The organism is Rubritalea sp., from assembly GCF_051252225.1.
Lineage (GTDB): Bacteria > Verrucomicrobiota > Verrucomicrobiia > Verrucomicrobiales > Akkermansiaceae > Rubritalea.
The window spans coordinates 62636-71046 of record NZ_JBPOGE010000017.1 but is presented as its reverse complement, the minus strand read 5'-3'; the positions used below and the strand labels follow the sequence as shown (position 1 = coordinate 71046).

Annotated in this window: 10 protein-coding genes and 1 pseudogene; 10 read left to right on the top strand and 1 reads right to left on the bottom strand. The window is 41.1% G+C overall.

The features are described 5' to 3' along the window. Positions 1 to 216: 216 nt before the first annotated feature. The 10 genes from ACSHX2_RS13145 (at position 217) to ACSHX2_RS13100 (ending at position 7314) form a co-directional block, all read left to right on the top strand. The gene (locus tag ACSHX2_RS13145; RefSeq protein ID WP_435693408.1) at positions 217 to 534 is read left to right on the top strand and encodes a hypothetical protein; all 318 of its coding nucleotides are present in this window, start codon (positions 217 to 219) and stop codon (positions 532 to 534) included. A gap of 257 nt (positions 535 to 791) precedes the next feature. Then, positions 792 to 1040: a hypothetical protein gene (locus ACSHX2_RS13140; protein ID WP_435693407.1), complete on the top strand. Its 249-nt coding sequence runs from the start codon at positions 792 to 794 to the stop codon at positions 1038 to 1040. Between the two features lie 43 nt (positions 1041 to 1083). Beyond that, positions 1084 to 1698, top strand: coding sequence for a hypothetical protein (locus ACSHX2_RS13135; RefSeq protein WP_435693406.1), 615 nt, complete (start codon positions 1084 to 1086; stop codon positions 1696 to 1698). A gap of 77 nt (positions 1699 to 1775) precedes the next feature. After that, complete coding sequence (locus tag ACSHX2_RS13130) at positions 1776 to 2234, top strand: hypothetical protein (protein ID WP_435693405.1); 459 nt, start codon at positions 1776 to 1778, stop codon at positions 2232 to 2234. Positions 2235 to 2377: 143 nt separating this feature from the next. Then, the gene (locus tag ACSHX2_RS13125) at positions 2378 to 2698 is read left to right on the top strand and encodes a hypothetical protein (protein ID WP_435693404.1); all 321 of its coding nucleotides are present in this window, start codon (positions 2378 to 2380) and stop codon (positions 2696 to 2698) included. A 142-nt stretch (positions 2699 to 2840) separates the two neighbouring features. Further along, positions 2841 to 3356, top strand: a complete 516-nt coding sequence (locus tag ACSHX2_RS13120; RefSeq protein WP_435693403.1) for a hypothetical protein — start codon at positions 2841 to 2843, stop codon at positions 3354 to 3356. 123 nt (positions 3357 to 3479) lie between these two features. Next, on the top strand, positions 3480 to 3941 hold the full coding sequence (locus ACSHX2_RS13115) for a DUF6714 family protein (protein WP_435693402.1): 462 nt from the start codon (positions 3480 to 3482) through the stop codon (positions 3939 to 3941). Positions 3942 to 4355: 414 nt separating this feature from the next. Then, positions 4356 to 5024 carry an HAD family hydrolase gene (locus tag ACSHX2_RS13110; protein ID WP_435693401.1) on the top strand — a complete coding sequence of 223 codons (669 nt, stop codon included), beginning with the start codon at positions 4356 to 4358 and terminating at the stop codon, positions 5022 to 5024. 770 nt (positions 5025 to 5794) lie between these two features. Continuing rightward, complete coding sequence (locus tag ACSHX2_RS13105) at positions 5795 to 6751, top strand: DUF7638 domain-containing protein (RefSeq protein ID WP_435693400.1); 957 nt, start codon at positions 5795 to 5797, stop codon at positions 6749 to 6751. Positions 6752 to 6900: 149 nt separating this feature from the next. Next, positions 6901 to 7314, top strand: a complete 414-nt coding sequence (locus ACSHX2_RS13100) for a hypothetical protein (protein ID WP_435693399.1) — start codon at positions 6901 to 6903, stop codon at positions 7312 to 7314. 30 nt (positions 7315 to 7344) lie between these two features. On the opposite strand, the pseudogene ACSHX2_RS13095 reads toward ACSHX2_RS13100, so the two are convergent. Beyond that, positions 7345 to 8365 (bottom strand): annotated as a pseudogene (locus ACSHX2_RS13095) (IS30 family transposase). Positions 8366 to 8411 lie beyond the last annotated feature (46 nt).

Here is an 8411-nt window from a genome sequence, read left to right as displayed (position 1 = left end):
CCTTTCACTACATCCAAACTTAAATCTTAATCCAAAGCTTTCTGGTCGAGTACTCGGTTGGTGTGCTTTACGTTAGCTTAAAAAATGAAATGTCTAATATTGATTGCCACCTGTTTCCTAATTACAGTCTCATGTAAGGACAATTCTAGTTCCATACATACTACTACAGAAGAAACATCAAATAATAGCATTGGTAAAACCCCTTATCATGACCACTTGCATAATTTAGTAGGTCAATGGTCATCAGAGGGAGAACTTGCTCTTATCATTAAATTAGAGGATGAGAACCTGATCTTCTATAACCCGCCAAATGATACTTGGAATTACGAAATTTCTGGGGTTTCACAGAATGAAGGAGTTGTTCGGTATACCCAAAAACATTATCTTAAGGATGGAAGTTCTCACCCTTTCAATGGAGTTCCATGCTCAACCCAAATGAGTGTATCCACTGAAACTCCAGATACTTTAACGTATTCGCTCTCTTCCCCTGACATCCCAGAAGGGCTATCTGGTGATATGCAACGCATAAAGTAGGTAATACCACGTTAGATCCTAAATCGACTTAGCTAACAAGACGCTGCACCCAACCGCTCACCGCTGTTGAGTTCCGCTCACTTCTCTGGTAATTCTAACTTCAACCCCATAGCACACGTTCCTCGTTAGTTCGCGGTTGGTGTGCTTTACGATATCCAGAAAAAGTGAATATTGATTCAAAAATTGATTGCCCGCACTGTAACGGCAGTTTCACCGTAAGGAAAGTGCTGGAGCTTTCGAATTCCTACAACCCCAGCTTGAACGTAGTCACCTCGAAGACTCCATGCTGCGGGAAAGAAGAAAATATAAGAATTTCAAATGGGTCAGTCAGCCGTGGTTATATTTACGCAGCAGGATCTGCTCATTTCTGCGGTATGGAAGAGTATGATGCTTCTGATCTATGCATTTTGAAGGAAAGTGAATCACTAGAAATTGAACTGAATGGAACCCTCTTGACCATTCGACAACCAAACGAGGATATCCAGTCAGAGCTGGACAACGCCTAACGGCGCGCCAGTCTTCGACGTTATACTATAAAATAGAAACTATATGAACTTTAAACAAAATCTCATTGCTTTGACAATGTTGAGTATTGCTAATTTTAGCACTGCAAACCCCAAAATCGCAACGATTACTATAGATGGTATAGAACACAAGATTAACCTTGATACTGACAATAAAATAAATATTGGATCAGAAGAACATGTAATTAATGTAAAACTCAGTAAATATAACGACTTTAAAATAGATAGTTTCTCATTTTCCTATAATACAAATATGAGTTACACGGAAGATAAATCTGATCCGGAAGTTTTAATGTGGAACATGGATGGTGATAATACCATCATTATGGTTCAGCAATTTGATATAACCATGACATTAGGTATATTATCAGAAGCTATGAAAGCACAATTTGAAAGTATGAAGGCTGATGTAAAAACTAAGCCTTCTATTCTAAAATGTAAAAATCACAAATTAAATGGTGTAAAATCAAGTATAAAATTTGGCGATATATATCTTAGCCAAGAAATATATAGCGTTAAAAAGAACGGGAAATATACCGCTATCATAATCCAAGATACGCTTAATGATGATCGTTCACATACTCAAGAGTACAAATCTTGTTTATCTTTACTTAAAGATACATTCACTATGAAACAGTAAGTATAACCATGGGTCGCACCTGATGTTTTCGCTTCGCTTCAAACACAAGTAAACCCGGTCGTTAGGCTAAATAAAACATGCACGAAGAGGCAAAAATTCCTACTTACTCTTTTCATAAGTACAACTTAGCTCGCGACTATTTACGAGCCGCGCGTCTATTATCATGTTCAGCTAACCCTCCAAATCTTCCACTAGCGTCTTTATATACGCATTCACTAGAACTAGCATTTAAGTGCTTTCTGACACTAGAAGGTTGCAGCAAAAACTACATCCGTAAAAAAATCTCACACGATATTTCCAAGGCTATGAATCGATCCAAGGAATTAGGCTTGGTAGTCAACTCTGAGATGGAGGAATTAGTCAGTTTACTGTCACCACTACATCAAGAACGTTGCTTCAACTATTTCGAGAGATCTCTTTTAACCCTACCCGACCCACAACAGTGTATTGCTTTAATTGAGCACTTCCTAAAAACTATAGAACCACGTACAGATGAGCAAACTGCAAAAGCTTTGCGAGGTGAACCAGCTATATAAACTAACTTGCCTAACAAGACGCTGCACCCAACCTCAGACCGCGTTTACGTTTTTCAAAATCTTCACTACACTCAAACTCTAAACTCACAAACAAAGCTTTCTGGCCGAGTCTTCGGTTGGTGTGCTTTACGTTAGGCTAAATTATGAACATCACACTAGGATCAATGTGGCAAGGATTGGCTAGTTGCCCAAGCTATCTGCGCCTCCCTCTGTATATATTGAGTATTACAGGTCTTATTATTGCACCGACTGTAGTTTGTTGGTTACCTACATTTTTTGTACAAGCCCCCTTCTCTATAATTCTAGGCTTTCTACTATTATTGCTCATTGCGACACTCAAAAGTCGTCCAATCTATAAGTCGATCAAAGCTGATGAAACTGAATTAGAAGTACTTCTCCAGTTATTAAGCCTAGTTATTTCATTGTTTGTGGGCATTTGGTTTAGTACATCCGCACCTTTCTAAATCGCCTTGCCTAACAAGACGCTGCACCCAATCCCCTCACCGTGGAGACGCGAACCAATTTCAATATTCACACATTAACCCAAAAACCAAAGCGCGCTGAGAGTTCGGTGATTGGTGTGCTTTACGTTAGGCTAAATTAATCATGCTCTCCAAGCTCTTCAAAAAACAAAAACACCCTTCTCTTAGTTGGGGCCCCACACTCAGCAAGCTCCCTGAGTACGACATCTCATCGCGCACATTCGGATCTCTACACTTATCTGACTCTATTGACACTGCCGCATTCCTTGGGAAACCTGAGTCTGCTAACGAAGTCCGCAAAAACTACTACAGCCTTCTGTATTCAAACTTAGGACTAGTAGCTGAGTTTGAGGTTAACAAACTAACTTACCTTGGTTTTATCATTGCACAAGATTCTAGCGAACCTTCATCTAATCATCTTCAGTACTGTAGCCCCATCCTTACAGAAGCTGGCGAAGTAAAACTGCAGTTGTCTGATTCCACTACAGTGGAGGAAGTTACATCACACTTTGGCTCACCGACATCAAGTGACGATGACGGCGAAGAAATCATCCTTACCTTCGTAGACGGCTTATTTACGATGGAGTTTGAGTTTAATCATAAGCGATTACTGAAGCGATGGAACACCTTCATAAACTGACTTTGCCTAACAAGACGCTGCACCCAATCCCTTCACCGTCGAGAGTCGAGCCATTTTCACAATTCAAACATTAACCCCAAAACGAAGCGCGCTGAGAGTTCAGTGATTGGTGTGCTTTACGTTATGCTAAATAAACATAGTGCTATCCTAGAGAGAATCTATGCAGCCTTCAGCGACTGCTCTAGGCCAATTCAATTTGTTGATGAAACACATTGTTCTGAATGTGCTGAACACAATCAAACTCTCATCGACGCTGATCGTGAGACGATAGGTTTGGACGAACTAGGTAATCCAGGTTGGGATCCTATCTGTTTTGTTGATTCAGAAGGCTTCAAATACTATTTCCCAGCTCTTTCTAGATTAGCTTTAGACGAGTCATCAAAATACGAGTACCTTGACCAATTCCTATTTCACTGCACAAGTGGTAAACACGCCCAGTTCAACAAGGAGCAAACTCAGGCAGTACTGCATCTTATAAGCTATATTAATACTTCTCTTAAAAAAGTGATAGATAATGAGCTTTTAGGCGACGACATCAAGAAAGCCTTGAGACTCTGGACATCCCTCGAAAATTCCTTTGCATAACAAGACGCTGCACCCAACCTCGTACCGCGTTTGAGCGCGACTTACCTTTCACTACATTCACACTTAAATCTTAATCCAAAGCTTTCTGGTCGAGTACTCGGTTGGTGTGCTTTACGATATCCAAAAGAAGTGAAGGTTTGACCACAGATAACACCGATTGTCACAGATCAAAGAAGACGCGGTGAATCTCCAATCAGAAGCCATCCGTGTTCTCTGTGAAATCAGTGGTTAAAATTCCCAGAGAAGAAGATTGAAGGAATCCAGATTCTAACCATCCTGAACCGTTCAAATGAAACGAATCACCACAGACTTAAAGCTCCTAGACGAGTCGCCCCCTTCGGCCCAGCCCTCGGGGATATCCAGTCGAGCTGCTCAATTCCGTTCGTGCCTCACTTCATGAGCACTCTTCACGTTATGCTAAAAATACAGACCCTCATATTTGACCTAGACGAAACGTTAATCGACCGTACAAAAACGATGCGTTTATTTCTGGAATGTCAACATGACCGCAATAGTCAATTATCCACCATTGAAGTTAAGGATTTCGTAAAATCTGTTCTGAAACACCAAAAGAACGGCTACGAAGACAAACATGTAGCGTATAAATTAGCATGTTCAGAGCTTTTCAGAGAAGATAGTCTAGCAGACGAACTATTCCTCGATTTTAAGGATAGATATGGTTTTGAGGCTGTTCTTTTCACAGACGTCAAAGAAGCATTAGAAAGCTTATCTAAAGTCTTTACGTTAGGTCTAGTAACTAATGGCCGGGCTAGATGCCAGAACGCCAAGATAGACTATGTTGGAATTAGACACCTTTTTAAGAGCATCAAGATCTCAGAAGAATTCGGGTCCAAAAAACCTGATGAAAACATATTTAAATCATGCCTTCACGAACTAGCTAGCATTCCTAATGACTGCATTTGTATTGGAGACAACCCTAATAATGACCTTTTACCAGCTAAAGAACTTGGGATGAAAACTATATGGATCAGTAACGATCATTTTGAATATCCTAGCTTTTGTGATGTCGCAGTTGAATCAGTTGCGCATCTCACTCCAGTTCTACTAAATCGCCTTGCATAACAAGACGCTGCACCCAACCTCAGACCGCGTTTACGCTTTTCAAAATCTTCACCACACTCAAACTCTAAACTCACAAACAAAGCTGTCTGGCCGTGTCTTCGGTTGGTGTGCTTTACGATCTCCAAAAGAATGAAAGCTTCCCCAATCATCCGATCATCGCAGAATGACAGAATGCCAATGATCGGAGCATTCGACATAACTCGACCAAATTGCAAAACCTGCAATGGAGAGCTTTCGCACATATTTAGCTTATCTCTGAGTTCACACCCAAACAAATTAATAAAATCGAAAGAAGGCTCAATTCACCTGTTTCAATGCAAGAATGATCCAGGTATGTGTGATGATTGGGATAGCGAATCAGGAGGGAATTTTGCGGTATATTTGCCCTCACCGCAGAAACCAAAGTCTCAAGACGATATAGGTTTAGCTATCGATACATCCAACTTGCTTGATACGCAGGATTCACTCATCGAACGCCTTGAAAGTGAATCAGAATGCGTAGGATGCATCAGTAATCGTCCATTATGGATTCAGGCTGATGAGACTCCAAAGTGCACATGTGGACTTCCGATGAGTTTTATCGGACAGATAGAAGAGTCAGCACATCCCGACTTCAATTTTGGAGGTGGCGGGTGTAGTTATGTTTTCCTTTGTCCTACATGCGAAAAGTCGAAACTCTTATGGCAGTGCTAGTAAAACAGGAGATCCAGACAGTGGTGGACAACTCCGTTCATACCTCACTCCGTGCCACACTTTGACGTTCTACTAAAATGTGGCCATTCAAGAGTAAGAGCTTCTCCGAATCTTTCTATTACTACCCGATAGTTAGAACCAAACCAGATGGTAAACACTTTGGGTATGCAATATCTGGATTTATCAATAACATGCAATGCCATTATACGACTATTGATGTATACTCAGATGGGGTGATTGACTGTTGGGGCTTTGTTGATCGTGATTTATTTCAGGGGAAGATCAACCAGAATTGGGTAGTTAGTTCAGCAAGACATGATCAATCCATATCGATCTTTAATCTAGGTATTACCAATCACAGTAATGCTAAGTGGATTAATAAGTCACAAGATATCAAAGGATTAGTAACTGAACTAATTAAAGATCTAAATCCTTCAATGAAAGGTTTGGTTGATATGCAAGGGTCTGACACAGAGGTTAGAGGACATGTTACATATTCTAAGATGGGTTCGTCTGACAAGAAGCCCTACAGGAGAGTAAAGGGTGAACTTCTGTTGGCTGACAGTGTTCCTGTTATAATAAAACAGGATGGAGGTATATTTGAGCTTTCTCAGCTTTTCATTTTTGAAGACTCTAAATTTAGAATAGGTGTCGATAGCCCTTTAATTAGTTATGAGGAACTGAAAGATCTATATCAATCAGGGAAACTTCTTAATAAGGTAAATGCTGGTAGTAGGTTTTCCCTTCCCGGTATAGGCGAATTTACATGTGATACCGAATTAGGCTATATTGATGACGAGGATCGATTGAGGGAAATTAAGGATAAACTAGGTGTATTGAATGGCAATAAGAGTATAGTGACTCAGACGGCTGAGCAGTTTGATATTTGTTCAGAGGAGCCTTCTTCTGATAATTTAGAGAAACTAAGGAGTCTATACGAACAAGTGCCTACTCATGAGAGAATGTATTGTGGTGATATGGATACCAAAGACTACGATATCAGAAGGGTTTTATACGGTGATGAAGATGAATAGAGCAATAGGAATTTACTCGTAGAACAAGACAGCGCACACCAATCCACTACCGCGCTTTGAGTCGAAATTTTAATGATAATTATGAACCTTAACCCGAAATCAAAGTTCGCCCTCCGGTAGTGGATGGGTGGCCTTTACGTTATCCTAAAATGAAAACACTAACATACATCGTACTATTGAGCGCATTCTCTCTGCCACTTAAAGCTGAGGAACCTGTATCCGGCTTACCTGATTTCAGCCCCCTTAAAAGTCGAGCTGACTATTTATTAAAAGAAGATGACGGAACAATCTCATACAGAGGAAAATACACTATAGGAGATGGAGGCAAGATCGTCAGATATGACATTTACAAAGAATCTAATAACAAATTAGTGCAAACTGATATCCCTGTCTATGATTCCGACGGGAAGAATATCATGGGAAAAACGTATAATGCCGACGGTGAATTAAAAGTGCTGGTCATTATAATGGAGTCGGGAAGGACTGTTTATCTTACCCCAGAAGGAGAACTACTAACACCAGATGAAGGAGCTAAATTAGTAGACCCGAGACTTCTGGATTAACTTGCCTAGGTTCAAGTGTGAAGTGCAACACTAGCGTCCAAAAAAGAGTTCGTTAGGTGTGCGGTATCCGTGCCGTTTACGTGGCCGATTATTAAGCTTATTCGCGATCGCGTTGCACTTCGCTTGAGTCAGATCTTTCATACTAGTTCCTTTCGGTAAATACTGCCTGATTAGTCCATTTGTATTCTCGTTAGATCCTCTTTCCCATGAGTGATATGGCTTCGCAAAGTAGAACTTCACATCCAATTTTTCTTCTAATTTCTTGTATCCGTGAAACTCCGTTCCATTGTCTGAAGTTATCGTCTTGAAGCTCTCAGGATGCTTCATGACGAACTCTCGAATCCTCTTATTTGTGACTTCAACCGTCTTATTTTTTAGCTGACCAATCATCACAAAGCCTGTCTTTCTATCCACTATGGTCGCTATCGCTTCCTTCCCTTTTCCATGCACCGTGTCGATTTCCCAGTGTCCAATTTCACTTCGTTCATTGGCCTCTTGCGGGCGTTCTTCAATCTGTCTCTTACCCGCTAAAACCCCTCTACTGTCGTACTTCCCGTACCTCTTCCGCCTTTTCTTCCGTGAGTGCCTAAGATGTTTGTAGAGCGTTCCTCCGCTCTTCTTATCCCGAAGTATATACTGATAGATTGTCTCATGACTAATCGTCATGAGCTCCTCTTTCTTCATCCATCCTGATATTTGTTCCGGACTATAATCTCTACACAAAAGATCTCTGATTTGCTTCCATTCCTCATCACTATACTGAGAGCCCCGTCTCGCTCGCGACCTTCTGCCTTTGTACATCGAACAAGCATGGAAAGCTCGATACCTTCCATCAGTAGGATAGGCGTTACGCTTTACTTCTCGACTGATTGTCGAAGCTGATCTTCCTAACTCATCAGCTATTTCCCTTATCGATTTCCCAGCACTTCCCAGCACTTCCCAGCACTTCCCAGCACTTCCCAGCACTTCCCAGCACTTCCCAGCACTTCCCAGCACTTCGCAGCGCTGCAATTCGATGCCTCTCATCGTCACTTAGGTGCATATAATTCATGTTCGTTCTTCACCTCTCGACCTGATTTATTAGAATCGCGAGGTGT